This is a genomic window from Priestia sp. SB1, assembly GCF_038898415.1.
This window is the reverse complement of the sequence record NZ_JBBJSS010000002.1, coordinates 440642-465187: the sequence shown is the minus strand read 5'-3', so window position 1 is coordinate 465187 and position 24546 is coordinate 440642. Positions and strand designations below refer to the sequence as shown.

Here is a 24546-nt window from a genome sequence, read left to right as displayed (position 1 = left end):
GGAATGGGCTTTTGTTTATGCTAATTTTAATTTCTTTAGTATTTTATCTATTTTATTTTTGCTTACTACTTCAAATAATGTTTTATTCTTGTAAGCTAGGACACAGTAAATAATTCCTGCAACAATTAATCCTACAAATAAAATAACGGCCTGCGAGATATACGATGTGAAAAAGTATGAAATTACTCCCAGCGGAATTAAAGCAACCGCCATTACAAGTGTTTGCTTGATCACATTTTTTAGAGCAACGTAGTTTTCAGACCACTTATACTTCCCTACTTTCTGAATAAGCGCCATCTGTATTATAATTGCTACTCCGAAGCCTACGTATGTAGAAATAGCCGTTCCTTCCCCATCAAATATAAGGATAAGTGGATAATTTGAGATAACCTTTACAACTAGACCTATTAGTAAGCTGTACACAACCCACTTTTGTTGGTCTAATCCTTGAAGTACTGCCGATGTAATAGAAAACATCGAATAGAATAATGCACTTGCAGCATACCAAGCCATTAGAGTTCCGCCTTGTTCTAAATACCCTGTACCAAATACTGAACCATAAATAGGTCTTGAAAGAATAAGCATACCCGCTGTTGATGGAAGGACGAAGATCATCATTACCTTAAACGATTGGTTAATATGACCTCTTATCTCATCTACTCTGTTTCCCTGGTGCGCCTTTGTTACATAAGCCACTAATGAAACACTGAATGCAGTTGCTAATGCTACTGGAATTACAATGATTTTTTGAATTAGAGCAACCAGTGTGTTAATTAACTCTGCTTGGCCGAGGTTATACCCTTTGTTCATTAAGACATTGTTAATCATAAATGTATCAATACTTTGGAATAATGGGATAGCCAAACCTACAAATACAAAAGGTATAGCAAACATAACAAGTTCCTTGTAAAGCTTTTTATAAGAAACTTTCCCTTTGGCACCTTTTATTCCAAAATCCTTTTTACGAAGATACCAGAAGATTACGATGAGAGCTGCTACTGCAGAAATGAATGCTGTAAACGTAGCTAGTCCTACAGCCTTTACAGGAGATCCGTGCAATACAACCACAATAATGTATGTACCTAACAAGATAATTGCTATACGGACAATCTGTTCAATGATTTGAGAAATAGCCGTAGGTCCCATTTCTTGATACCCTTGAATAAATCCCCGTGTCATAGCAAGTAACGGAACAATAACTAGCGCATAACTTACCATTCTAATGACATAAGCTACATCCTGCACAGAGTTTCCTGTTTTATCAGATGGATCTACAAGCCAAGAAGCTACTGTATCTGCACCTAGATATAGAACTAAGAAAGAAGTAATGCCCATCAGTGTTACCGCTATTGAGCCTGATGTCATCAAGGCTCTTATAATATGGAACTCTCCTTTTTCTCTATACTTAGACACAAATTTTGATACTGCGCTTGGGATACCTAGTGTAGCAATTGACAGTAAAATAATATAAGGTTTGTATGCATATTCAAAGAGGATATATTTTTCTTCTCCTACCATTGCTACGAATGGAATTACATATATAAATCCAAATATCTTAACGATAAACGAAGCAATTGTAAGCATAAACGTCCCTCTTAGAAACGAGTTACTCACTTAACCATTCCCTTCTCTCCAAAATTCTTAAAATTTCCTACTAATTTTATTTTTTTCAGTATGATAAGTTCAATGTTTGAACACAGCAATAAATAAAGGAGATCGTTATTTGATTATTAATTTGATAAATAATCATAGGAGGTGTGGTTAATGAAAGTATTAGTAGCTCGTAAAGAGTATGTTTATTACTATTTAGAATATATGTATAGCAACGTACAGTACATTGAAACAGGCGATAGAACGGATGAATTTAAACTAGTAGCACACGCTTTAGATTTAGATATTTTAGCGGTGGGAGACTTTGAACCAGCTTCTTTAAGTACAAAAGTATTTACAATTGAAGAATTTGCAGCATTGTACTTTGAACTTAGAGATCGCAAGCAGGTACTAGATGATGAACAAGAACATCTAGAAGATTACTGCAACATTTTAGAAGAATTTCTGTCAAAAAAATAACAAGAAAACAAAAAATAAGAAGAGCAGATTAAGCGCTCTTCTTATTTTTTGTTTTAATTATCTTTTTAATTGTTAATGTTAAATACACTAGCGGACTTAATAAAGCAAAAGTTACAAGATGGGCCGGTAAATGTGGATACAAGATAAATCCTACAGTTCCGAAAATGAATAAAAAAACCCACATTTTTCTTGCTATGAGCAAAAAGATTAATAGTATATTAAGTGCAATTGAAAGCCATAGTATTGGCTCAGTACGAAAAGCAAACGCTAAAAACATTGCACAAAATGAAGCGGTAGCCATAGGAAGTATAGTGAAAAACATTAATTTCTTTGGTTGTCCTTTATTTTCTTGCACAATCTCCTTCATTCGAGTACGTATTTCTTCTTTTTTGTCCTCATCTTTAATAGACGCAAAAAGCCCCAGCACTCTTAACCTGTATATCTCTACTTTAACTTCTATGCTATGCTCTTCTTCAAGTTTTTCTACATAACTAAGGAGCTCCTTCTTAATCCTAGCAGAAGCATTATGCAGAGGTTTTGCTTTCTTAGTGTTAATGTAGCGAGAAAATAGCAATTGTGTAACTGATAGAACAATAGCAACTATAAATGCTACCATTTTCCACCTCCATATATGAAAGGAGAATTAAATTGAAACCCAAAATTTTGTTACTTTCAAATAGTATGTTATTCCATTTCTCTTTTTGTTCCTTGTATAAAAACGATTTTGAGGTGACTCCCTATCTTCTTAGGTACTTAAATAAAAACTTATCATCTCAAGCAGAACATTTTTACATACAGATACAAGAACAAAAGCGAAGAAAGCTTCACAAAAGCGGTGTTCTATCAGATCCGAGCCGAGTTATTCTTACCAATAAGTCCATTCAGAAAGTTATTGAAGAATGTCAAAATAAAGATTACACCAAGATTATTGTGGAAGTTAGTTCTGGAAGTCGAGAAGAACTTGCCTTATTAAAACAACTGAATGATACAAAAATTCCAGTTAGCGTATTTACTCACTGTACAGATAATAAATTTCTTTTAAAAGCTCAAGAACTAAACGTGAGCTCCCTCTTCCATTTAACAGATCTTTTCAATCTAAAAACGCGTTTTTAATTCGTTTCAAAACGCTACTTATATACACACGTTGTTTTATTTTTCTCCTTGATTTTAGTTAATTCGCGACTATATTCTTTATAGGAATCTTAATTTCATAAAGGGGTGAAACTATGAAAAAAATTATAACTGCTTTTACACTTTCTACCCTTCTAGTTCCTGCACTTGCACTTTCGACAAGTACTGCAACTAAAGTAGAAGCAGCTCAACAAAAATACGATATCCCATCATTAACTCTAATGAGCGAAAAATACGATGGTACAACCTTAATAAGAACACTGAGGTATGATGACACTGATAAGAAAGGAAGAAATTATATTGAATTTATTAATGTTCCTAAAGCAATTCAGGAGAAGGTTAAGACAAAAGATCCTGAGGCTATTCAAGAGGTTACCGCTTTGCTTGCGAAGTATTACGATAGCAATGAGGTAAATAACATAGTAGGTTTAAATGAATTACTTCTTCAGTTCATCCCCGAAATTCCAAAATCTAAAATTTCCATTTCAAAGGATTATGCACCTACCGCTTCAGAGAACTTAAATTTATCACTTGAATATATCAAGAAAAATGAGAAGTTAAGCATCTCCAAAGAAGATAAAGAAGTGCTTTATTCTAGTTACAACGACAGCAAACCGTTTCTAAAAAACTTTACCCCCTATTCTAATAAAGAAGAGTTGTATAAAGTGACAGAAAAATATGCAGAAGATTTACGTGTTAAGTGGTATGAAAATACCCTTGCATACATAATTGCAGGAATTGTTGTTGTAGTAGCAATTGTCTTATTCATCTTTTTCAGAAGGAGGTGAGTAATATGAATAAGAAAAAAATAGTCAAAACAGGTTTTTTACTCTCCTTTATGTTTGCCGGTGCCCTCACCTTATCGTTATCTATTCCTTCTTTAAACGAGAGTGTCCAAGCTAAAGAGTTATACGGGTGCAACCCAGACTCAGACCGCATATCAGAAGTAGATACTACCGCCAAGTTTGATAAATACTTAAAATTAGCGAAAGTTAAGCCTTCAATTTACGTTTCAAAAGCTGGAAAAACCCTATCTATTAACCGTGACATTGCAATAAATAGATGTCTTATTGTATATGGTACTCCGGCAGATGTAGTTACGGAAGGAAGAAAGGCTAATAAGTTAGGGGAAAATGGAGAATGGCTGTTCTTAGGCTATAACGAGAACGGAATTCAATATAACAACCCTGAGTACCCTGATATTAACGGTGATGTTAACTATATTAAAACGCGAGACTTTATAAAATATCCTTGGGACCACAAAAACTTAGAGTCTAATATTGCTAGCAGCCCAACAAAACCTTATGTATTAAAACCTGGAACGGTTACACCTACCTATGTTGACCCTGCAACTGACAAACCAAAATCAATAGATGACGAATTGAACCGAGCATATGACAGATTTTATTGGGATCAGTGTGGAACAAATTGTTCCCTTGGTAAACGAGGTAACTTCCCACAAGTGAACACCGCTTTAGGTATTCCTCTTGTAGGTGCAAATTTAAAAGATTATGCTAGTGTGCAATTATTCCCTGATGATTATGCTGCAGGTGTATTTAACTTATATCGCTTGGAAAAAGTAGATGGCGGTACGTATTACTACTTCGCAACACTTTATCTACCACCGTACAAGCTATTTCTACAAGAAAATCGCGATTTAAGTATTAAAATTAACAGCATTACTCCTTCTCCTGTTTATGAAGGTTCTAGTTACACAGTAAACTACACTGTATGTAATTTAGGTCAAATCGCTGTTGAAAATCCAGTAATAAATTATGGTCCAGATAGTAGTCAGTCTAAATCAAAGGTTATTAATACAACTATTGATGAATCAGAATGCTACACAGGAAATATTAGTGAAATAGCTCCAAGTGTATCATCTGATACTAACAAAACATACTATATGACTGTTAATAAAGATGATTCAAATCCTAAAAAAGAATCTGATCGCACAAACAATACGGCAACTAAACCGTTTAAAGTACTTCATAAAGTTATTGACGGAAGCGTAACAATTGTTAGCCATACACCTACTTACCCTCACTCTAATGAACCTGTAAAAGTTACTTATAAAGTTTGTAACGAAGGTAACTATGAATACAGAAACGCTAAATTAGACTACGGATTCGTGGGGAAAACAACTTCTACAAGAACGATTGGTTTGTTAGCGGCCGGAGATTGTGTAACTTATACTTCTACACATACTACTCCAGAAGTGAAGGATTATACGGGGCCTACTACTTTTAAAGTTAATTTAAAGGTTGATAAGGACTCAAATCCTTCTAATGACAGCGACAGCAAAACTATCACTGTAAGAAACCCTGATATGGCTGTAAAAGTTATCGTTGATAATGACAGCTCAGACAATACGATTGGTACAGTAAAAGTAAAAGTATCTAATAAAATGTTTACCCAGACAAAAGAAAATTGTGGAGTAACAGGCAGCGTGTCTTGTTATAATCCTGATGGTACGAGTCCTGGGAAGTTTAGAATTGATGTATTCGATACTAAATTTACTGATGATCCTTCAGACGACACTCACATTATGGGGATAGACCCTGATTTTATGCCAAAATTCACGCTAAATCACGGTGAGGATTATTACTTTACAATTGATCGTAGCAAGTTCTTAACTTATATCAAAAACAAGTATCCAAACACCTATCAATCTGTACAATTCCGTGTAGTGGCTCAACTTGCACACTATACAGGTGAAGTTGATTGGGATGGTAATCCGATGTATACAAATAACAAGGATGAAGGAATGTTAAACTATTTCCCTAGTAGACCAAATGTAGGAACATTTACTGAGTGTAGTTCAGTTAACCATAGCATTACTAACTACTTCTTAACTTCAGATGGCGTAGGACCAATTAAAATTTGTGCCGGCCACTACCCTACATATCCATCAACAACGGTTGAAAGTGGAATGCAAGCTTACCATTATGCTTTATACCGCTTCTTTCCAGAGCCAATTCCTAAATACACAGTGGCTACTCCAGAGACTAGTGTGAAAAACCCAAATCACTTCTCCCAAATCTTTAAGCTTCCCACAACTGAGGATGCAGACAAACTTGGAGACTTTGATTCAATGTTCATTCCTAACAAGACTGTAAATGGCTACTATCAAGAACGCGGAAGATATATGCCTACTGGAGGAACGTTTAAATTTGAAGTGTATAAGAAAAACAAAGACAATTCAAAAGGTCAAACAATTGCATTAGGTACAGTCTCTTACAATATCCCTAGCACTTGTTACAGCAATTCAGTATTAGATATTAATCACCAATATGGTTGTGATGAAGTTCTATTCTTCCTTCCAAACTCTGATACTGGATCTAAAAAGTATGCAAAACCTGATTCTTATACAAAATCAAAAGTGAGCTACCCTATTACAAATACAAAAATACCGTATTTAAATCCAGGGAAGTACACATTTGAATTTAAGGCTACTGAGAATTTCCGATATTTCTATCAAAAGAACTTAATTCAAAATGGATACAAATGGTCAAACCCAATGTTCCGCTAAAAAAGAGGTTAATCTCCTCTTTTTTAGTGTATTAAAAATGTATATGGTATTCTATTGATAATGTTTTAATAAAAGGAGGTTTTTAAATGCTTAACTTTGTACTAGATCACTTGTTACTTATCATCATCGTCTGTGTAGTACTTTTTGTAATCCTGCCTTTTATTTTAAGAATTGCTTCTACAATTATAAAAATAGTGGTTATTATTGCAATCTTAGGAGCTTTGGGATTGTTTGGTGCACACTTCTTTGATAAGTCAAATGAACCAATAAAAGCTACGCAGGAATTTGCTACAAATACAATTCGACCAGCTATTGAAAATGAACTTTCTAAATCGGATTTTAATTACAACCCCAAAACAAAGAAATACATTATCCAAAGTAGCTCGTTTAAATTAGAAGGTATAACAAATAGCAACAAAGCTGATGTTGTTTTTAAAGATAAAACATACACAATAGATGTAACTTTCTTAAAAGACTTTATTCAGAAACAAGTCGCACAACAAACCCAAACTAATTAAAGGTTTTCAGCATTTTATGGAAAAACACTCTTTAAAATAAGAGTGTTTTTTTAGGAGGAAAAAATGAAGAAAAATGTTGTCATTGTATCTAATATGTACCCATCGCTGAATGATCCTGCTTATGGCTCATTTGTTAAAGAGCAAAGTGAAGAACTTGAAAAAAATAATGTGCCTATAAAGAGAATTGTCTCTTATGACCGTGCAGAAGGAGATAAAAAAAGAGCTCTTTTAAAATACTTGTCACTTTGGAGCAAAACCCTCCTCTCCGCCTTTAACCCCCGAAATAAGATTTACCACTTTCATTACGTATTCCCTACTGCAGTAGTAGCACCCATACTTAAATTCATTTTTAGAAAAAAGATCGTTTTCACCTATCACGGAAGTGATCTGTTAAAAGGTGGAAACAAAAAAGATAAACTAATGTCTAAATTACTAAAATCCGCTGATGAGATTATCTTAGTGAGTGACTATTTACAAAAAGAATTTATTAAGCGTTTTCCTCAGTTTTCTCCCCATTCACACTCCATTCATTGTGGTGTTAACAACAAACTCTTTCTCCCTCAGGACAAAGAAGAAACGTTAAAAAAACTACAACTCCCTCAAGATAAATTTAACATTCTTTTTCTAGGTAGAGTTATTAACGACAAAGGCATTGATGTTTTCGAACAGGTTATGGATAACTTAAAAGACGTTGAAGACTTTCATTTTATTATTGTAGGTGACGGCAACGAGAAGAAAAAGTTACAAGAAAAGTATGAGCACCTATATAATGTCTCCTTTCACTCTTCTATCCCTAAAAGCGAAGTTCCCTTATGGTTTAATGCAGCAGATGTTTTTATCTTCCCTACTAAGAGAGAGGCGTTTGGCCTTGTAGCACTTGAAAGTACCGCTTGTGGGACACCGGTTATTACACATAACGTTGGTGGCGTTCCAGAGATCATAAAGGACAATCAAAATGGATTTTTAGTTAATTTAGGGGATAACGATGATTTCTCAAGAAAAATATTAGAGCTGTATGAAAGCCCAGCTTTGAAGAACAGTTTTTCAATCAATGGATACAACAATTCTAAGGAACACACTATTGAAAAACAAATCTTTAAAATTTTAAATGTATATAACACATTATAGGAGTGATAATTAGTGAAAGAAATTTCTGTAATTGGTTTAGGTTTTATTGGTCTTCCATTATCTTTAAGTTTTGCAATGAATGAAGCAAAAGTCTATGGCGTGGATGTTAACAAAGAACTTGTAAGTGAAATTAATCAAGGTCACACACACCATAAAGAGAGCTTTAATAATTTAACCATACAAACTATCTTAAATGATCAAATTAGAAATGAACGTTTTTCTGCTCTAACTTCTATTCTAGATCTTCCAGAAAACGTAGATACGTATATTATTACAGTTGGTATCCCTGTAAAAGATGGACAATTGGTAACAGGTCCTATTGAAAGTGTAGCGCTTGATTTATCAAAGCGTCTAAAAAAAGGCGACACTGTTATTCTTCGTAGCACGGTAATACCAGGCTTTACAAACGAATTCTTTAAACCTCTTTTAGAACTGTCTGGATTAAAAGCGGGCGAAGATTTTCACTTAGCTTATGCTTCTGAACGCATTGCGGAAGGAAAAGCATTTAAAGAGTTTGTAGATATGCCGCTAGTAATTGGTGGAGTAACTCGAAAAGATGCTGAAAAAGCAAGAGAAGCATTAACAATCGTAACCAAAGCAGATACCCACATTGCTTCCGCTATCGAAGTAGTAGAAATGTCCAAAGTAATTGAAAATGCGCAGCGTGATGTGAATATTGCGATGGTGCAACAATATGCTACGATGGCTCGACATATGGGGATAGACCCTAAAGAATTAATTCAAATGGCGAATACTCATACTCGAGTAAACTTGTTAACACCAGGACCAGGTGTGGGCGGTTACTGTTTACCGAATGCATTTCACTATCTCGTTCCAAAAGCAAAAGAGCTTGGAATTCTAAATGAACTTTCTATCTCTCAAGAGGCTAGACAATATAACGATGGTATTCCTGATAAAATTGTAAAAATAGTTGAGAACAAACTACAAGAGTTAGGTAAGGATCTTGCAGGAAGTAAAATTGCTGTTTTCGGCCTTGCTATGAAAGATTTCTCTAATGATGACCGCATTAGCCCTCCTGTTTACATCACTGAAATTTTAACGAAAAAAGCGGGAGAAACAAGAGCATATGACCCGGCAGTTCCAACAGTCTATCCATTTAAAGACGACAGCGCGTATGAGGCAGTTAAGAATGCAGATGCCCTGCTAGTTTTATGTGAGCAAGAAGAGATGTCTTCTTTAGACTATAAAAAAATTCGTGAATTAATGAAATCAGACGCTTTTGTGTTAGATACAAAACACTTCTTCAAAAAAGTTTGTATGGATGATATTAATATTTACTATTTCTAATAAGGAGGAACATTTTTGCTAACACAATTAAAAAAAGGTTATGAAAAACTATCGGCAGTTGATTTATTCTCCCCTGCCATCTTCTTTCCCTTCGTTCTATTCTGTTATCACCTCTTCGGTAATATATTTGACCATTCGAGATCGGACGTATTTGGCTTAAAATACTCCACGTACCCTTTAATTATTGTTGCTTTGGTGGTTTATTATGTTGTCTATTATTTTGTAAACAAGAAGAAAGTAATGCTCCCAAGTATTTCAGCGCCTTGGTTCTACAAATTGTTTTATTTAGGCGTTTCTGTACTAACGGTAGTTGGACTATTAAGTTTAATCTATCTGTTCTCTACAGGACAAATAGGCATATTAGATGAATCAATTAGAAGAAATATTAATCCTAAACTAAACTTCCTTTCAGCATTCTTTTGGTTCGGTTACTTAATTTTAATAACAGAGTACATCACTAAAAAACAATTAAGTCAGAAGATAGCTATCAAAGTTCTCGTTTTATCAAGCATTTTTGTTTTAGCCCTTTACGTATTAATTGGCTATCGTACAAACCTATTTATGATTGTATTTACGCTGGTTTTATTCTTCCATTATTCTTTTAGACGTTTCAGTTTTAGAGTGGTTGCTATTATGTTAATTGTAATTTCTGTTGCTTTCTCTGCTTTCGGTCATATGCGTGTGGCCAATGAGGATAAAACAGAAGCTTTCAACAAAGCACCTGTACAAGCTGTCAAGTTGGATAACAAAACGAAAACAGCTATTGCTAAAACCAAAGAAATGCCTGAATGGTTTAAAACTGTAACAGCGGAGTTTGTTAACGGAAAGATTGTTCTTGGACGAATTATTGAGTACACTCATACAAATGGCACAATGCACGGAGAACTTCATTTATCAGCATTCAAAACAGTTTTACCTGGAGAAAATTTATCTCCAAGATCCATTATCACTGATAAAGTAAATCACTTCTCTGAAAACGGAATACCTGTCACAAGGGAAGGTAGAACAACGACACCTAGCCTTTTAGGTCAGCTATTCTTAGACGGCGGTTATATTCTTTTAATTATTGGCATTGCATTTATTTCTTTCTTGCTAACAGCCATCTACAATAAATTGAAAGCCACAAATCAAAGTCATTATAAAATTTCTTACGCTTTTATCACAACTTTATTAGTGATATGCGTGCACACCGGTTTACTTGACGTTATTTTCTTTATCTTCTTTGTAGGAATGCTCTTTTATTCATTAATTAAAAAACAAGTTAGTATTGAAACTAAATAAAAAACAGCTAAGGGCGTTAACCCTTAGCTGTTTTTTTGATATTCGGCTTATCCTGCTTGCGAGAGAATCAAATGCATTGAACGAACGCATTCTGTGGAATTGGTGGGATTTGAACCCACAAGATGCGCAGCTGCATAAGTATTTATACAACTGGCTGCTCTGCAATTAAGCTACAAGTCCATACAACAATTGTTAACCGTATCTCCCTTCGTTATTCATAGACTTAAATTTTTTTTATAATCAACTTACTTGTCAATTAGTATGGTACATCCCTTAATACACACAAAGAAAAGAAGCAAACGAATTACATTGCATCCGTTTGCTTCTTTGTTATTACGTTGAATACCGCAATAGTTTTGTGCGTATTTAACAACTAGTATTCAAATTATTTATATAGGCTTGATGGAATTTTAAAGCTGTTAATACCATTAGAATACGGTCCGTACTCATATTCACCAAAGATAATTGCAATTCCACCACTAGTGTAATAGAATTGATCCTCTTTTACGTTAACAGATTTAAATTCATTAACCTCAAATTGAGCACCTTTTTTATTGCGAGCGATCATTTCATTACGAATATACTTGTTAACTTTGCTTAACTTCGTATTATTGTTAATAATGTCTTTTAAGTTGATTTGTCTTGCTTTCAACAAATCATAATTATACGTATCAATCCAAGCCATACCGTGAGCTCCACCGGCATACTCGCTATGTGTAATAGCAACACTTAATATATTATCTTGATTGTAAGGCACAGAGTAGCTCATATTGTGAGAGTATGGTCCAACATACCAACCGTTTTTACGATCCTCTTTCTCTTGTGCTTTAAGTTCATTGTGCGCTTTTTGTGCTTCCTTAGCAATATTTAAAAACTTGCGATTATAGCTAGCTTCAAACGGTTTATTAATAAGACCAGATACCTGCGGGTAGCTAATATTGCTTGCTAATGATTTCTTTGTAACTTTTACTCCTAGCGCTTGAATTTTGTCGCTAGGTGCTTTTTCATACTTAATACTTGATGATTTTTGAGCATAAGTATCCTTTGATACAGCATAAAGACCACCAAATTTACTAGATTCAGAGTACACACGGAATACTTGGCCTTTTGTAACCTTTCTAGCTACTACCAATTTGTTGTTCTTAATGTTGTAAAGGTTCGTGTTCTTTATAACTGTTACACGTCCTATTTGCCCTTTAACTAGTTCTTGATTTCCCCAAACAACTTTTGCTTCTGCAACTGTTTGTGGAGCAAGTGGTGAGAACAACAAAGCAATACCTAAAACAACTGCGCTAACTCTTTTGAACTTTTTCATAAAAGCCCCCTAAAATGTTTTTTGTAGGTTTTAAAACTAATAATTACTTGTATTTCTAAAAAAGCCCATTCAATAGTATAGCACAGTTTTAACAGGTTTTTACTGTTTTTTAATCCGTTCTTACTAAAATATTTTTTATTTACTTTTTATGTATATTTAACACTTAATATAGTGTATCTTTGAGGTATAAAAAGGAATTTAAAGTATAAATATGGTTTACTTATAGTGTTTAAATAGGACATATATACCACTAAAACACTAAAAAAATAAACCTATGAGTGCCTAGAATTTTCTAATTTTAATGTGAGGTGCTCTTATGAATCTACTTGAAATAAAAATGATGCTACACACTCTTATTCAGTACAAAGAAACCTACATTACTCACACTATTCCAGGTGTTGTTGAACTTTATTTTTGCAAAGTAACAAAGACATTTAAAGTCACTGTGTTTAATGAACAAAAAACATATAGCTATTTAGATTACGACGTTGAAAAAGTGAGTCACATCATCAACAAGATTTTACGCTTGCATAGCAAAGGGTAAATTCATATTAAGGCCTCATTTTTTTAATATTATATCTCTCTGAAAATGACGGCTCCTCCTCACTTTCGCCTCGAAGGTATGCGAACTGTTTTTGGCAAATAAGCTTTTGTTCTTCTGATAACTTTTCCCATATATATACCTCATAGATATGGTGCATATAGTCGCTATAAATTCCTCCTCGATAAAGTATTGCAGCCATCATTCTACTGCTAATGTCTTCTTCAATCATAAAATGAAGAAATTGCATAGCTATCGTAGCCTCTTCTAAATTCCGGATATTTGCATTCCCTTGTGAAGAAGTATTAAATAATTTACTGTCTTTACTGGAATTTTTAATAAACTCTGCACATACCTTTTCAGTTTTTTCGTCAAACTCTAGATAATATCGATTTGTTCGTTGATAACCTTCTATATCTCCTTTAAACACTAGAATATCATCATATGAAACGCCTAACACTCTAGAAAGTACAATTAAATCCTTTTTATCCGGAAGCGATTTTCCGCAATAATAATTTGAAATTGTTTTTGAATCCCTGTCTAAAATTTTTGCTAATTGCGATTGAGAAAGACCTATTCTTTTCACTAGAAATTTTAATCTTTTACTCGTTGCTTTAATAACAATTTCATCTAGTTCTGAAAAATCTTTAACTTGTTTATTTGACATTGAAAACCCCTCCAATAAGACTAAGATACCTGTATTATAGGCTCTTTAAATGAGTGAGAAAAGTAGAAAAATACTTTCCATAGCCGCTCAAACTCTGCAACTTTAGTTTAAAAGGTTATTTAAACAAAACAAAAAAGACGCATTTAAAAATGCATCTTTTGTATTTATGTCCAACGTATAACTAGGCTAGCTTAATAGCTATTTAAATATCGTTGTCATCATCATCACAATCACATCCATAAGCCTCAACATCTTCTTCACCGCACACTAGACAAATATTTTGTTTAATATAATTTAAACATTTCATTCGCTCCTCTTTTGGCATATCTTTTAAGGCTTTTATATGCTTTTCCGCTTCTGTTAGTTCCCTATGTTTTAAAACATTATAATAGACCGCTATATGACGATTCCATAGTTTCTCATAACCTATTATTTCATATGTTTCATATTTTAAAAATTCTTTGTTGTGGGCTGCTGCAGTTTCATTATTAAGAACTTGCACAGTATAGTCCACCATTCCCCAACTTCTATCAATTCTACACATATCAGATTTCTTAAATTCACGCGATTTTTTGTCAATGGGCTTAATTCCAATCATCTTTTCAGTTTCTTTGAGCGTTTTATTCTGAAAGCTTCTATGTTTAATTTTATTCATAATTTATTCCTCTTCCTTTTCTTGGTTTACAAAATTATACATACATAAATGTGCTCCAAGATAAAAAAGTAAATTTTTTTTATAAAGTTATAAAAATTAACTTTATAAATTAAGTAAAAGTTCTTTCGATCTCATATTATATCTTTTTCCGTTTAAAGGCTTTTTTTCGTGTAGGAAAAATAAATATAATGTTTCTATTTGAGAACAGGAGGAATTTTTATGAAAGAAAATATAAGAGGTTTTGATGTTACTACTCTAGGTTACGAAGACCTAAAACATCAGCTTCTTAATGATATTAACGAAGATAAAAAATCCTTTATTGTTGCAATTAATCCTGAAAAGATTATGCACGGCACCAAAGATCAAGAGCTAAAAGAACTCTTGAATAGCGCTACTTACCAAATACCAGATGGACACGGAATACTTATTCTCTCCAAAAGACAAGGCGGAAATATTAAAGAACGTGTAACAGGTTGCGATTTATTTCAGCAGCTCTGTGAACTAGCAGCTAAAGAAGATAAAAAAGTATTCTTATACGGAGCAAAACCAGGAGTTGCTGAACAGACTAAAAGTATCTTAGAACAAAGATATAGCGGGCTTAATATAGTTGGAACCCTAGATGGTTTTGTAATGGACAAGGCCCTTATTATCGACACAATTAATGAGGCAAAGCCCGATTTTTTATTTGTAGCTCTTGGAAGTCCAGCTCAAGAAAAGTGGATAAAAGAAAATATGGACCAATTAGATACACATATCTTCCAAGGTGTAGGTGGATCATTTGATGTCGTGTCCGGAAACATTAAACGAGCACCTAAATGGATGCAAAAAATGGGGTTAGAATGGCTTCACCGAGTTATCCTTGAACCTAAACGAGTGATACGTATTATGAGACTATCCTTCTTCTTAGCGAGGAGTAAATAAAGATGATTGAAGTGTTAAAAACGACAAACTTTATCCCCTATGTATCCATCTTTATCATCGCTCTTTTTCTTTCCCTGGCAACCACCCCACTTGCAATTAAGATAGGGTTAAAATTTAAGATCATTGATGTTCCTGATAAAAGAAAAGTTCATAAAGGAATAATGCCCCGCTCTGGTGGTATCGCTGTTTTTCTTACATTCTTTATCTCGTATATATTTTTAGAATATTTATATGACCCATTTACAAACCCTATTTTTGCTCATTTTTTTGTATGCTGCGCAATGATATTTGGCTTGGGGTTAATGGATGATAAATTTAATTTGCCAGCAAAAACAAAGTTCGCTGTCCAAACGCTAATTGCAATCTACTTTGCTATTAACGTTTACTCAGTTAAGGTCATTCACCTACCATTTTTAGATAACCCTCTTCATTTAGGCTTATTCTCTATTCCGTTTACGGTGCTTTGGATTGTAGGTATTACAAATGCTTTTAACCTCATTGATGGACTAGATGGGCTTGCTAGTGGCGTAGCTGGAATATCATCATTAACATTCTTTGTTGTTTCTTTGTTCTTGGGGAATCCATCGGCCGCATTTCTTTCGTTAATTCTTAGCGGTGCTTTATTTGGTTTTTTGTTCTTTAATTCTCATCCGGCCAAAGTGTTTTTAGGAGACTCAGGCTCCTTATTTATAGGATTCTTTATGGCTGCCATATCTGTTTGGGAGTTAAAACAAATTGCTGTTATCTCCTTCATAACTCCTATCCTTATTTTTTTCATCCCAATATCAGATACACTCTATGCTATTGTAAGAAGGAAAATTAAAAAAGAACCTATCTTTCAACCAGATAAGTTCCATTTGCACCATAGATTATTGAGCTTAGGGTTTAGTCATCGGACAACTGTATGGATCATCTATTTATTCTGTATCTTCTTTGCTCTAGGCGCATTTGCTTCAGTGAAATTAGCAGTCGAATTCAGTTTATTCTTACTTGTCTTTTACCTAGTGTTTTTTCAACTGTTTGCTAGTAAAATTGGAATGTTCCCTTCGTTGAGGAAGAAAAAAGCGAAAGAAACAGAGTAGTAGCTATCTTATTACATACTAAATTGGAGTAAGGCAAACAGCATAATAAGTGTTTATACGTTTCCTTTTTCAGTTTCTACGGGGAAAAGCTAAAAAAATTACGAATGAATAAGGGAGGGTTTACCTCTCTTATTTATTTATTAGGGTGGTGTCTCATTGAAAACATTAATGACTTACCGACACTTTATCGCATTAATCCTTTTTTCATTAGTGATTCTTTTTTGTTCTCAACCGTCCAACTTCTTTTATACCAAAGTAAAGATTGATACGATTGTTAAGAATGATATTATTGCTCCTAAGTCAGTAACCTATATTGATGAAAAGGCAACTCAGGATCTAAAAGACGAGGCTCTTAAAGAGACAAAGAGTGTATATGACCGAAATGCTTCTGTCTCAGAGAAACAACTAGCAGAGCTAAATACGTTTTTTGAATCACTTATTAGTGGAAAAACTGCGTTAAAGAGCGCTCCATTTTCGTCTGTAAGTAAGACTTTGAGTAATCCTTATAATTTATCTTCTAATCAACTTGAAAAGTTATTAGATTTACCTTCAGATGAATTAATAAGAGCTGAAGACTACTTAAAGAACAAATTAAAAAGGACCTATGATGCAGGAGTTAGGGAAGAAAATGTAACTCAGTATCAGGACGAATTAGCGAATGATTCAAACTTGTATTTATTTAGTGCCACAATTAGAAGAGAGCTCATTCCAAATTTGAGCAAAAGCATAAAGGTTAATGAAGTTCTTAATACAGATGAAACTGAAAAGCAAAAGCAACAAACCTTAGATAAAGTAGCACCAGTATACAAGAAGATTACAAAGGGAGAAATTATTGCTCGTAAAGACGATAAAATTAACGAAGAACATATTCAAAAATTAGAGCAGTTAGATTTAATTAACCATAAGTTCAAATGGTCTGATTTCTTACGCTATTATCCTAATATCCTTTTATTTTCTATCTTGTTCCACTTTTATTGTTCTCGCTATTTAGCGAAGCAAATGCATTCAATGAGAAAGTATTTATTTACATTCTTTTTAATTTCATTAGTTACGCTATTATCATTCTTATTGCACGGAGCATTCTGGTTCTTTATTCCTTTTATCACTTCATTAATTGTGTTTGCGGTGTTCTGGGGAAGAAGATTTGTTATAGCCGCTTCTATCTTTTTAGGGTTTCTAATTAATAGTGATGACTACGTGTATATGCTACTTAGCCTTATTATAGGAATAAGCTTATCGTTCCTATATAACGACTTTAGGCGATTTACAGATGCTATTAAGACCGGTTCTCTTCTAGGTGTAATAGTTGGGTTATCTCACCTCATTCTTTTTTACTCACTGGATCAAAGGTTGCTTATTAACGATTCAATTGTTTTAATTTTCTCAGGTTTATTGTCAGGTATATTGGCAAACGGCTTAATACCGCTAATAGAAAATGCGTTGGGTATGGCCACTATTTATAAACTAACAGAACTAAACAAGTATGATCATCCTGTTTTAGAAGAACTTTATAGAAAAGCTAAAGGCACTTATGATCATTCCCGTAATGTTGGGCACCTAGCTTCATCAGCTTCTAAACGTATTGGCGCTAACACACTTCTCTTGAAAGTGGCCGCCTTATATCACGATTTAGGGAAAATGGATAAGCCGGAATATTTCATAGAGAATTCCCATCCAGACAAAAACGTTCACGACCATCTTAATCCTTTAGAAAGTGCTAAAATTATTTTGGCTCACTCTGAGCGTAGCGCTCAATTGTGTAAAAAGTATAGCATTCCTCAAGAAGTAATTGATGTTATTTACTCTCACCACGGAGATACGGTCTTACTACACTTTTATCAGAAGGCTTTAGATTTAGGAATGGACGTCACAATAGAAGATTTTAGGTACAAAACCCCTACTCCTAAATCAAAAGAAGAAGGAATATTATTGCTTGCTGATTCCACAGAAGCTTATTCGCGTTCCCTTACTTTCGCTTCGTCCGAAGAACTTGAAAGTAAAATAAGAGAATTTATTTATAAGAAAATTAAACAAGGTGTATTGCGTGATTGTGAGTTAAGTACAAAGGATATTGAAATATGTATTGAAGAATTTTCAACCGCGATATATGCAACTCATCATCAACGAGTTCCTTACATAACAGACAAAGTTGAAAAATAACAATTAAATATTAAATTAACAAGCTAAAAAGCAATGGGAAAATCATTTCCATTGCTTTTTAGCTTTTAAACCACTTCTGTTTGCTTTTAAATTTCTTTTAACACTCTATCCATATTCCCTCCGGAGTGAACATCATACCATATGTCACCGCTGTTATCTTGGACTTCACAGAAATAAGACAATTGATTATGTGTGTCTTTTACTGGTGATATAGAGATAATTGTGTAACGTAAATCTGGTGATTCAGTGTGTAAATATGTTTGACCAATTTGATACTTAGCAAGTCTTTGGAGTTCTTCCTTAGACAGACTTTCATATTTCGGAAGCTCACTATTAATCTTTTCACACCATTCCTTCAGTTGCATTTCATATTCAACTGAGAAAGCAATTTCACCATTTGTGTTATCCATTACAAAACACGAAAGCCCTCCATCGTAATCCACTTTTGGAGAGATATCAATTATTGTTGATACACGATTTGGGAAAGCCTCGTTTTTGTACACATCGCCTATTTTGTAATTCATTTATATTTAATCCTCTCATTCGTAGCAGCTGTTTTTGCCAAATAGCTGCTTTTGTTCATTATGATTTCCAGTATATCTTAAATAACTTTAATTTATATCTCTGGTTTCTTTAATGACTAATTAAGATTTATAAACCATTGACATTTAGCGGAAAACGAATATATTTTGTGTGTTTCGTAGCAAGTTTACAAAACACACAAAATATATAGGAGTTGTTATTTAAAATGAAAGTAAGTAACGAATTTAAAGAAAACAATAAGACAGCAGGTTTAGAACTCACTAATAATGAGGCAGCTAAAATAATTTCAGAGGATAGCGAATTCCCTAAGAATAAACGCTCACTTCTCGATTTTTCTAAGATTATAGAGTCGGGGGAAATTGTTTTTGGCAGTGCATCATCTAAACCCTTTAAGAGCTATTTACACTAAGATATTGTATATAAAACTCCTGAAGTTTAGTCGCCTGATTGATGCATTAAACTACATTCGAGATAAATAAAAAAGACTGAAGCTTAATTACTGTTCAGTCTTTTTTTTATTGCTATTTATCAATCGTGTGTAACTAAGCTTTACACTTCAGTATTTATTTCTCTTTTTTATAAAAATTGATCTTTCTTGTTATAGAATGTTAAAAATTAACGAGGAGGCTTCTATTATGAAGACCCTAAAACACAATTTCCATTTAGTTATTACACTTTGCTTGGCATTTTTTCTTATTTTTTATCTTTTCTTCTTTGCTGAAACTTATCTACCTTTTCTTGCATCTGTAGCAATAATTGCAGTCGCCATTTTGGTTGTTAGTACAAGAAATTCAGATGAGATATAAAAGTTATAAGTAAATATTGAGTACGTGTAGAAATGAACTAAATTAATAAAAAATAAAAAGACTGATACCCAGTCTTTTTTCACTCGCTATTTACGCAAAGTTCCGTATTGACCTGGATGCTTTTCTGCATACTCACATAGCATTAAGTATTCTTTGAATGTTAGCGGCCTAACGTATTTATAAGTGTCAGTAAAGCTAATAAATTGCAATTTACCTTCTTTCATCATCTCTTCAAAGTCTTTCCCTTTCTCAACTCCATAAGCACATCTATAACTTCTTACTGTTTGTAATTTAAGATAGAATTCTTTTAATTCTTTATCCGACAAAGACAGAATATCTATTTCTATTCCTTCTTTATCACAAGCTTGTGTCAGTTGTTTAATAAAGCTATCTCTTGCAGTTTGTTTCACTGTTATTCCCCTCTCCCAAAAGTTAGTTTTATCCAATATTTACAATATTTTTTACAAATAACAAGTTCTTTCACTAAATGAAAAATAATTATATATAATTAATAAAATAACCAAAAAATACATAGCAACAAAAGGAGATGTCACATTATGAGTGATCGTTACGAAGTAATTAAAGAAATTCCTAAAGGATGGGAAACAGGAGCAAAGGTAAAAGATATTCTAACAGTTTCCAAATGGAATGGAGATTTAACGCTAATGAAAGGTGATAAAGCCGTATGTGATATTGGTAGTGAATACGGAAAAGATTATTGTAAACCCATTGAATGACAATATAAAGCAGTTAATATTGCATTAGTATTTAAAACTTTGGTCATTCGAAGTGTAAAAGAATAAACCTTAAGTTGTTTAACACTAGTTAAACAACTTTTTTAATTGCAAAGTTGCCCAACTTAACGACTTGATAAATTATCTTTCCACTGTTGATCGGTCCAAGTGAAATTTGAATAATGAATAAGATAAAAATTATGTTCTTTAAAAATCTCAATTGCCTCTGCAGTGAAATTGTATGCAACAGCAATCTTTCTAGTTTCAGTTTCACCAAGTTTTTGAATCCCCTTATATGCCTGTTTAGAGGTTATAACGAATTCATCTTTTGTGTAAAAAATAGCGGATACTATTTCTTCACTTTCCTTGAGTTGATCCCTATATTTCTGTGGCAATGCATTTACTACTTTTGTTAATGGTTTTTCTTTAAACAGTAATAATTTAATATGTACACCCTCTTCTATAAAACTATTTGCGAAAAAAAGAGATTTACATAAAGTAAAACCCTCTGATATTTATAATTATTATATACCGAAAACGGTTCATAACAACTTTAAATAAGAGCAGAGGGTTCAAACTTAAAGAAATTAAGCAGCGTGGTACGCCATTAATTTATCTCCTTCTTTTACCAAAACAACTACAGCATCAACATTATTAGTTACGCAATTTCTAACAAGATATCCACCAGTAGGTAGATGTCTAACAGAAGTATTTGTCATATTGCCAAATACTTTGTCAGTTGCTAGTAAATTACCATAACTTTCGAATGAGTAAGCAGTAGATTTTGTTTCAAGAAAACGAGCCATTAGAATCCCTCCAAGGACAGAGAATTGCAAGGAACGGCAATGTATTATCTAGTGTTCCGACCAGAATTACTAATACACTGTGGCATAATCCGCACCAATCTCTTGATTTAGTGTTGTTATACCTCCTTTATAATCAGAGTTGAGGGAAATTCAACAAAAAAAGAAAAAAGCTTCCTTTAAAAAGTTTGTTGACAATTAACTTTTATAGAGTATATAAAGGTAAATCTTATGAGGAGGCGTTAACAATGAGAGTAGTTAACCAATGGTATTATGATGGAGTAGAAATGGTAAAATTCAGCGATGGAAGAGTAATGGCTCTTTGGGTAGCAGAATATCTATGGCTGCTTTAAACTCATAAGAAGACTAACCTTTAGGGATAGCTCAATATTTTTATTGTCTTCCCTTTAGGGAATCACGACTTATAAATTATTGAGACTTTTCCTTTTGGAATAAGTCTTCTTTTTTTACTAATTACGTATATCTAATAAGATTACTGGCATTAGGCTAACAACAGTTAGATATATGCGACAAGAATAAGGTATAATCTTTTGTAAACCTATTAATAAAATTAGCAACTTACTAAACTGCTACTTAGGAGATAAAATGATAAAAAATATTGAAATGATTACAAACACAATTCAGGATTTTTCGTATGCTGATATTAAATTTTTAACTACTTTTTCTTTAGATTATTCCTCTGAAAATGGCGACCATAAAGCACATTTAGAAATCAATTTTGTTATTCAAGATAAGAACAACAAACACAATAACATCCTTGCAAAGTTCCGCTTTCACCATCCTAAACAAGTTTACTTAGATAGCGATGGTATCTATCATCAAATTCATTTAGACATTGAAGATATAACAGATAGAGGTTGGGAGAATTCTAGATACAAGGTTCTTGATTACGAGGAAGGCACACTAAGCTTTTACTGTTCATCTGTAGAAATAATATCCGTTAGTGAAACCGATTATACAATTTAAACCCATTAAAGCAATATGTTCTTGCTAGTAAAAAGGAGAATAATATGAGTGTAGCTAAACCAATTGACGAATTAACTATAGATGATTTAAAAAGACACCCTATTTGGGAGTGGGACTTTGAGAATGAAGATAGCCAAGATGAAACTTGGATAAAACCAGCTAGTACAAGTAATTTCACTGAAGAATTAAACGGATCCATTGTACTTGGGGAGCTTACGTTAAATACCGAAGAGTCTTGCCCTATAATGTGTGAAATGGAATTACTGGAAAAAGAAGTACTAATTAGCACAATTGTCCTTTATAATAAAATGGATAATGAATATTATGCCTTGCAGGATAGGATTAAAAACCTTGATATGCCGCTTTCTATTGCTATTAGTATAAACATTAACGGAGAACCAAGAGACTTATCTTTTGCTGTTGATAAAATATCAGTTTATAAAAATAATATTAGAACCTACATTTATTAAGGTTTTTACCTGAACGCACAGGAAACCAGAAAAAAGTAAATATAATGCCCTCTTTTTGTGTATCTTTACATAAAATATTTACTTTTAAATTAATGTAAGGGAGCGTTAGTATGCATACAAGTGCCGAGGAGCATTGTACAAAGGCAAAAGTTAACCTTGAAGAAATTACTGCTGGTCTAATGGAATTAGGTTACTTAGTTGAAGAGGAATTATATACAAATAACCTTCTTCTCACCAAGACATTTGATAAAGGAAAATACTGCTGTGAACTATGCAACGATAATTCCTTTTTGGTTTACGTGTTAGACGGAAGAAACCGTAGGTACTTTAAGGAATATGGAGTTTACGGAAATAACAATACTTCTAAACAAGTAATTAATACACTGCATACTAAATTCCAAAATAAAAGTAAATGTTTATAAAACAAAAGACTGAGCCATATATAGGCTCAGTCTTTTGTTGCTTTAATTTTCGGTTTCAAGTTTATCAAACACTGTCTGGCGTTTAATTCTAGAAGAAGCTACCTTTTGTTTTTTTACTCTAGATTCTTTCGTTGCTTTTCCAAAAGCAAATATTAAAGAGAACCAAAATAGCGCACTAAACATATCAAAGCAGCTATCAACTAATCTACCCGATCTTCCCACAACGTAAAATTGATGAATTTCATCTGTTAGTGTAAATCCAGCAATTAGGATTAGCTTAATAAATATAGTCTTTTTATTAGTACTTTTCCAAAACAGAAACGTTGAAAGAGCCCCGTAAAAGATAAAGTGGCCTAGCTTATGTAAGTAAAACTCCGTATTCTTTACTTCACCCCAAGAAGCATAAAATACACTGTCTTTCTTAAATATGTATAAAAATCTTATGTTTTGTTCATAGTTACTTGAATTAATCCACGTATGTACATCTGAAACCATTAAATGCGGGGTATTCGATAAATATGTAATGGTAAATACGATAAGCAAAGCGACAATTCTCATTCCTGTGGGCTCTCCCCTTTTTAATCCAGTTTTGTTGATTTTGTATTTATTTTAAGTATGGTTCGTTATTGAAAGGTGGTGCTTTAATGAAACACTTCTATACAAAGATGGGTATGTTAGTCGCCTTATCTTTAGGAACAATCATTTATAGCGGTAACACGTTACCTACTACAGCAACTACAAAGCATTTAACTCAACAATCTAATCGTACTTCCACGAATGATATATATGAAAAAGCTGTTCCCTCTGTTTTTGCTATCTACCTTGATTCAAGAACAAATAAATCGAGTGTCAGCGGAACTGGGTTTGCAATAAAAGCACAAAACGAACTACTAATTGTTACGAACGAACACGTTGTTTCTTCTAAAAAACAGGTTTTTTACCTAATAAATAAAAGTGGCGAAAAATATAAAGGGCGCGTAATTTATTCGAACAAAGATGACGATATAGCATTTTTGAAATTAAGTCAAAAGCCAAATATCCCAGGCTTAGAAATAGATTCCAACATAAACAAATTTTCCATAGGGACTTCGGTTTACACAATTGGTAATCCTTATGACTTTTTATTCTCGATGAGCAACGGTATAATTTCTAATTTGAACGAAAATGTAGTTTTTGAAGATGGTGATTTTGATGAATTACTTATTCAAACAACGATTAATGTTAATCCAGGTAATAGCGGCGGACCTTTATTAAATGGGGATGGAGAAGTAATTGGTATTGTCTCTTCAATGCTTGAGGACTCCAACGGTATGTCTTTTGCTGTTCCTGCAAAAACAATTGAGAAGAACATCAAAAAACTTAATGGAGAAACATTTTGACAATAGCTAGTCATTAAAATTTAACTAGTAATAAACTCCCCACCACAAAACAAAAAAATTTACATTAAAAGCTTTTTCTAGTCATTGTTTAAGTAA

Annotated in this window: 29 protein-coding genes; 19 read left to right on the top strand and 10 right to left on the bottom strand. The window is 33.2% G+C overall.

What is annotated here, in order from left to right; genetic code table 11:
- Window positions 1-15: 15 nt before the first annotated feature.
- Entirely contained in the window at window positions 16-1614 is a 1599-nt protein-coding gene (locus tag WKH56_RS07790; protein WP_342835168.1) for a putative polysaccharide biosynthesis protein, read from the bottom strand.
- A 150-nt stretch (window positions 1615-1764) separates the two neighbouring features.
- On the opposite strand from WKH56_RS07790, the gene WKH56_RS07785 reads away from it, so the two are divergent.
- Complete coding sequence (locus WKH56_RS07785; RefSeq protein ID WP_316911383.1) at window positions 1765-2070, top strand: hypothetical protein; 306 nt, start codon at window positions 1765-1767, stop codon at window positions 2068-2070.
- 28 nt (window positions 2071-2098) lie between these two features.
- Here WKH56_RS07785 and WKH56_RS07780 read toward each other — a convergent pair whose 3' ends face one another.
- Entirely contained in the window at window positions 2099-2686 is a 588-nt protein-coding gene (locus WKH56_RS07780; protein WP_316911384.1) for a hypothetical protein, read from the bottom strand.
- Between the two features lie 32 nt (window positions 2687-2718).
- Here WKH56_RS07780 and WKH56_RS07775 point away from each other — a divergent pair, with 32 nt between their 5' ends.
- From WKH56_RS07775 to WKH56_RS07745, 7 genes are all read left to right on the top strand, one after another.
- On the top strand, window positions 2719-3183 hold the full coding sequence (locus tag WKH56_RS07775; protein ID WP_316911385.1) for a hypothetical protein: 465 nt from the start codon (window positions 2719-2721) through the stop codon (window positions 3181-3183).
- A 113-nt stretch (window positions 3184-3296) separates the two neighbouring features.
- Entirely contained in the window at window positions 3297-3989 is a 693-nt protein-coding gene (locus WKH56_RS07770) for a hypothetical protein (RefSeq protein WP_342835167.1), read from the top strand.
- Between the two features lie 5 nt (window positions 3990-3994).
- Window positions 3995-6730 carry an Athe_2463 domain-containing protein gene (locus WKH56_RS07765; protein WP_316911387.1) on the top strand — a complete coding sequence of 912 codons (2736 nt, stop codon included), beginning with the start codon at window positions 3995-3997 and terminating at the stop codon, window positions 6728-6730.
- A gap of 86 nt (window positions 6731-6816) precedes the next feature.
- Entirely contained in the window at window positions 6817-7248 is a 432-nt protein-coding gene (locus WKH56_RS07760) for a hypothetical protein (RefSeq protein ID WP_342835166.1), read from the top strand.
- A 63-nt stretch (window positions 7249-7311) separates the two neighbouring features.
- Window positions 7312-8376 (top strand): glycosyltransferase family 4 protein, encoded by a 1065-nt coding sequence (locus WKH56_RS07755; protein ID WP_316911389.1) that lies wholly within the window; start codon window positions 7312-7314, stop codon window positions 8374-8376.
- 12 nt (window positions 8377-8388) lie between these two features.
- A complete protein-coding gene (locus WKH56_RS07750; RefSeq protein WP_316911390.1) occupies window positions 8389-9684 on the top strand; it encodes a nucleotide sugar dehydrogenase in 1296 nt (431 codons plus the stop codon).
- A 15-nt stretch (window positions 9685-9699) separates the two neighbouring features.
- A complete protein-coding gene (locus WKH56_RS07745; RefSeq protein WP_342835165.1) occupies window positions 9700-10965 on the top strand; it encodes a hypothetical protein in 1266 nt (421 codons plus the stop codon).
- 385 nt (window positions 10966-11350) lie between these two features.
- Here WKH56_RS07745 and WKH56_RS07740 read toward each other — a convergent pair whose 3' ends face one another.
- Complete coding sequence (locus WKH56_RS07740) at window positions 11351-12280, bottom strand: DUF3298 and DUF4163 domain-containing protein (RefSeq protein WP_342835164.1); 930 nt, start codon at window positions 12278-12280, stop codon at window positions 11351-11353.
- Between the two features lie 316 nt (window positions 12281-12596).
- Here WKH56_RS07740 and WKH56_RS07735 point away from each other — a divergent pair, with 316 nt between their 5' ends.
- Entirely contained in the window at window positions 12597-12824 is a 228-nt protein-coding gene (locus WKH56_RS07735; protein ID WP_342835163.1) for a hypothetical protein, read from the top strand.
- A 7-nt stretch (window positions 12825-12831) separates the two neighbouring features.
- On the opposite strand, the gene WKH56_RS07730 is transcribed toward WKH56_RS07735, so the two are convergent.
- Together WKH56_RS07730 and WKH56_RS07725 are read right to left on the bottom strand one after the other, a co-directional pair.
- On the bottom strand, window positions 12832-13488 hold the full coding sequence (locus tag WKH56_RS07730) for a helix-turn-helix domain-containing protein (RefSeq protein ID WP_342835162.1): 657 nt from the start codon (window positions 13486-13488) through the stop codon (window positions 12832-12834).
- A gap of 202 nt (window positions 13489-13690) precedes the next feature.
- Entirely contained in the window at window positions 13691-14143 is a 453-nt protein-coding gene (locus WKH56_RS07725) for a hypothetical protein (RefSeq protein WP_342835161.1), read from the bottom strand.
- A gap of 219 nt (window positions 14144-14362) precedes the next feature.
- Here WKH56_RS07725 and WKH56_RS07720 point away from each other — a divergent pair, with 219 nt between their 5' ends.
- From WKH56_RS07720 to WKH56_RS07710, 3 genes are all read left to right on the top strand, one after another.
- On the top strand, window positions 14363-15064 hold the full coding sequence (locus WKH56_RS07720) for a WecB/TagA/CpsF family glycosyltransferase (protein ID WP_342835160.1): 702 nt from the start codon (window positions 14363-14365) through the stop codon (window positions 15062-15064).
- Between the two features lie 2 nt (window positions 15065-15066).
- A complete protein-coding gene (locus WKH56_RS07715) occupies window positions 15067-16146 on the top strand; it encodes a glycosyltransferase family 4 protein (protein WP_342835159.1) in 1080 nt (359 codons plus the stop codon).
- A gap of 156 nt (window positions 16147-16302) precedes the next feature.
- Window positions 16303-18306, top strand: a complete 2004-nt coding sequence (locus tag WKH56_RS07710) for an HD family phosphohydrolase (RefSeq protein ID WP_342835158.1) — start codon at window positions 16303-16305, stop codon at window positions 18304-18306.
- An 86-nt stretch (window positions 18307-18392) separates the two neighbouring features.
- Here WKH56_RS07710 and WKH56_RS07705 read toward each other — a convergent pair whose 3' ends face one another.
- The gene (locus WKH56_RS07705) at window positions 18393-18830 is read right to left on the bottom strand and encodes a hypothetical protein (protein ID WP_342835157.1); all 438 of its coding nucleotides are present in this window, start codon (window positions 18828-18830) and stop codon (window positions 18393-18395) included.
- 224 nt (window positions 18831-19054) lie between these two features.
- Between WKH56_RS07705 and WKH56_RS07700 the strand changes: the two genes are divergently transcribed.
- Window positions 19055-19258 carry a hypothetical protein gene (locus WKH56_RS07700; RefSeq protein ID WP_342835156.1) on the top strand — a complete coding sequence of 68 codons (204 nt, stop codon included), beginning with the start codon at window positions 19055-19057 and terminating at the stop codon, window positions 19256-19258.
- A gap of 226 nt (window positions 19259-19484) precedes the next feature.
- The gene (locus tag WKH56_RS07695; protein ID WP_316911402.1) at window positions 19485-19655 is read left to right on the top strand and encodes a hypothetical protein; all 171 of its coding nucleotides are present in this window, start codon (window positions 19485-19487) and stop codon (window positions 19653-19655) included.
- An 86-nt stretch (window positions 19656-19741) separates the two neighbouring features.
- Here WKH56_RS07695 and WKH56_RS07690 read toward each other — a convergent pair whose 3' ends face one another.
- Window positions 19742-20065, bottom strand: a complete 324-nt coding sequence (locus WKH56_RS07690; protein WP_342835155.1) for a hypothetical protein — start codon at window positions 20063-20065, stop codon at window positions 19742-19744.
- Between the two features lie 147 nt (window positions 20066-20212).
- Here WKH56_RS07690 and WKH56_RS07685 point away from each other — a divergent pair, with 147 nt between their 5' ends.
- A complete protein-coding gene (locus tag WKH56_RS07685) occupies window positions 20213-20392 on the top strand; it encodes a hypothetical protein (RefSeq protein WP_342835154.1) in 180 nt (59 codons plus the stop codon).
- A gap of 122 nt (window positions 20393-20514) precedes the next feature.
- Here WKH56_RS07685 and WKH56_RS07680 read toward each other — a convergent pair whose 3' ends face one another.
- Window positions 20515-20784: a hypothetical protein gene (locus tag WKH56_RS07680; RefSeq protein WP_342835153.1), complete on the bottom strand. Its 270-nt coding sequence runs from the start codon at window positions 20782-20784 to the stop codon at window positions 20515-20517.
- A 192-nt stretch (window positions 20785-20976) separates the two neighbouring features.
- Window positions 20977-21195, bottom strand: a complete 219-nt coding sequence (locus tag WKH56_RS07675; protein WP_316911406.1) for a hypothetical protein — start codon at window positions 21193-21195, stop codon at window positions 20977-20979.
- A gap of 603 nt (window positions 21196-21798) precedes the next feature.
- Between WKH56_RS07675 and WKH56_RS07670 the strand changes: the two genes are divergently transcribed.
- The 3 genes from WKH56_RS07670 to WKH56_RS07660 all read left to right on the top strand — a co-directional run bounded on the left by WKH56_RS07670 (window position 21799) and on the right by WKH56_RS07660 (window position 23071).
- Entirely contained in the window at window positions 21799-22179 is a 381-nt protein-coding gene (locus WKH56_RS07670; protein ID WP_342835152.1) for a hypothetical protein, read from the top strand.
- A 44-nt stretch (window positions 22180-22223) separates the two neighbouring features.
- Window positions 22224-22649, top strand: a complete 426-nt coding sequence (locus WKH56_RS07665) for a hypothetical protein (protein WP_342835151.1) — start codon at window positions 22224-22226, stop codon at window positions 22647-22649.
- A gap of 110 nt (window positions 22650-22759) precedes the next feature.
- Window positions 22760-23071 carry a hypothetical protein gene (locus WKH56_RS07660; protein WP_342835150.1) on the top strand — a complete coding sequence of 104 codons (312 nt, stop codon included), beginning with the start codon at window positions 22760-22762 and terminating at the stop codon, window positions 23069-23071.
- A gap of 42 nt (window positions 23072-23113) precedes the next feature.
- Here the strand turns inward: WKH56_RS07660 and WKH56_RS07655 are convergent, their stop codons facing one another.
- Window positions 23114-23629: a VanZ family protein gene (locus WKH56_RS07655; protein ID WP_316911410.1), complete on the bottom strand. Its 516-nt coding sequence runs from the start codon at window positions 23627-23629 to the stop codon at window positions 23114-23116.
- 86 nt (window positions 23630-23715) lie between these two features.
- Between WKH56_RS07655 and WKH56_RS07650 the strand changes: the two genes are divergently transcribed.
- A complete protein-coding gene (locus WKH56_RS07650; protein ID WP_342835149.1) occupies window positions 23716-24450 on the top strand; it encodes a S1C family serine protease in 735 nt (244 codons plus the stop codon).
- Window positions 24451-24546 lie beyond the last annotated feature (96 nt).